The sequence below is a fragment of the Mycobacterium sp. genome (assembly GCF_008709575.1).
Classification (GTDB): domain Bacteria; phylum Actinomycetota; class Actinomycetes; order Mycobacteriales; family Mycobacteriaceae; genus Mycobacterium.
This window is the reverse complement of sequence record NZ_VYIK01000126.1, coordinates 1-2,301: the sequence shown is the minus strand read 5'-3', so window position 1 is coordinate 2,301 and position 2,301 is coordinate 1. Positions and strand designations below refer to the sequence as shown.

Annotated in this window: 3 protein-coding genes; 2 read left to right on the top strand and 1 reads right to left on the bottom strand. The window is 66.7% G+C overall.

From position 1 onward, the window contains the following. The coding region (locus tag F6Q13_RS17130; RefSeq protein ID WP_293059111.1) for an aminopeptidase P family N-terminal domain-containing protein at positions 1-586 on the bottom strand (586 nt) is incomplete at its 3' end. A 116-nt stretch (positions 587-702) separates the two neighbouring features. Between F6Q13_RS17130 and F6Q13_RS17125 the strand changes: the two genes are divergently transcribed. Both F6Q13_RS17125 and F6Q13_RS17120 read left to right on the top strand, forming a co-directional pair. After that, a complete protein-coding gene (locus F6Q13_RS17125) occupies positions 703-1,650 on the top strand; it encodes a 5'-3' exonuclease (RefSeq protein ID WP_293059109.1) in 948 nt (315 codons plus the stop codon). A gap of 301 nt (positions 1,651-1,951) precedes the next feature. After that, positions 1,952-2,301, top strand: a 350-nt coding sequence (locus F6Q13_RS17120; protein WP_293059107.1) for a hypothetical protein, incomplete at its 3' end; no start/stop codon positions are given.

Sequence of the window (2,301 nt, the reverse complement as noted above, 5' to 3'; positions counted from 1 at the left end):
CGGCGACAATGGCGTCAGCTATGTCCGCGGCGACGTCGACCTCGGTCCGGCCCGGCGCCAGGAAATGTGGCACGCGGGCGTGAACCCGATCGATGGCCGCACCGGCCTTGGTCAGCGCGTCGATCTCCGACGCGTCCTTGATCATCCGCAGCCCACGCAGTACACCGGTGGCCAGCACCGGCCAACCGCCAAGCACCTCGGCCAGCGGCAGCAGGTGCAGAGCAGGCATCGACTCGCTGACCCCGACAGGTCCGGTCGCTGCCGGGGCACCGCCCAGGGCCGCGGCGACCAGCCGGTAGGGATCCTCGCCGTCAACCCAGTCGGCCACCGACAGCCTCAACTCCGCGGCGGCGGACTCCCGCAGCGCGGCCAGTTCCAGCCGCGGCAGCACGAGCGTGGGCTGCCCCGCGGGCGGCATTACCAGCGCAGTCAGCCGCTCGAAGGTCTGCGCCCGCGACCCGATCAGATACCGCAGGTCATAGCCGGGGGTGATAACCAGGCCCGCGAGGCCGGCGTCGGCGGCGGCGGTCGTCGCCGCAGCAAGCCGACGCGCATAGACGTCTGTGTCGAATCGCCGGGAGTTCATGTACCGATCAGGCTAGACGGCCGTCGCTGGATTCGACCGCCAGAGTGCCAGTAGCGACACATTCCCCAAGAAGTCCCGTCGCTAACCACACTCTCGCGAACACTACCGTGAGGGGCATGTCTGCGCCTCTGCTGCTGCTCGACGGAGCCAGCATGTGGTTCCGCTCCTACTACGGGGTGCCGACGTCGATCACGGCGCCGGACGGGCAGCCAATGAATGCGGTCCGCGGCTTTGTGGACTCGATGGCGCTGCTCATCACCCGGCATCAGCCAGCCAGGTTGGTGGTGTGCCTGGATCTGGATTGGCGCCCCCAGTTCCGCGTGTACGCCATCGCCTCGTACAAGGCGCACCGCGTGGAGGAGGAAAGTCAGGACGAGGTGCCCGACGATCTGTCCCCTCAGGTGGAGATCATCGAACACATCCTCGGAGCGTTCGGTATATGCACTGCCGGTGCGGCGGGCTTCGAAGCCGACGACGTGATCGGGACGCTGGCTGCCGCCGAACGCCGGGACCCGGTCGTCGTGGTCAGCGGGGACCGTGACCTGCTACAGGTAGTCGGCGACGACCCGGTCCCGGTTCGGGTGCTCTACCTTAATCGCGGCGTGACCAATGCCATCCTGATGGGACCCCGAGAGGTAGCCGAACGCTACGGCGTGCCTGGTGATCGCGCCGGTGCCGGCTACGCCGAATTGGCGCTGCTGCGCGGCGACCCGTCCGATGGGCTTCCCGGCGTGCGCGGTATCGGGGAAAAGACGGCCGCGATGCTGCTGACCCAGCACGGCTCGCTAGCAGGCATTCTCGCCGCTGTCGATGACCCGAACTCGTCGCTGCCCAAGGCGCTCCGCGCCAAATTGCGGGCGGCCGCCGACTATCTGGCGGCCGCCGAGCCGGTGGTGCGGGTGGTCACCGATGCGCCGGTCACGTTCTCGACGCCTACCGACGCGCTGCCGCTCACCGCGACCGACCCCGCGGCCATCGCTGAACTCGCGGACCAATTCGGTATCGGGTCGTCGATCGGCCGACTGCAGAGGGCGTTGGCAAGCCGGGCTCCCCAAGCATCGTGACTTCCCCGCCGATCGGCTCCACAACACGAACTGCCGAGTATCACGTATTAAGGCCGGCATCTCCGTACGCATAGAGTCGGCACAGTAGCGCCCACGACGGGTCATTATCACAAAGAATTCAGCCGATGCCATTCTGCATGAAACCGCTTTCCCGCGATTGACATCGTGTACACGCACGTCAAGAAGGTAGACGCCTATGCCTTGGTAAGTACAAACTGTTTGACGTGTCTTGGACAGCTGTTATAGTGTTTTGCTGCATATTTTTTTCACCTAATTGCCCACCCGTAGCGATGGAGCTGCGATGTCGCGTCACCGCTGCCCGTGCTCACACAAAGCGGCGACGCTCTCGCGCGCTCAGGTTCTGGGCACGGCCGCCGGCGCCGCAGTGACGTTGGCGATGTCGCCCCTGGCCGCGGCGGCGCCCGCCCATGCCGACCTTCTCGATGTGCTTTTCGACCCCATCATCGATTCGCTCACCGGTGCGCTGGCCGGCCTGGATCCGCTTCGCGACCTCAGCCAGGCGTGGGCCGACAGCCCGCTCGGCGAAGCGATCGATGCGAGCATCCAGGCGTTGACCTCCGGCGCCGGTCTGGTGATGCCCGCCGCGACGGGTGCAGCGCCCGCCTCCGGGGTGGAGACAACATCGACGGT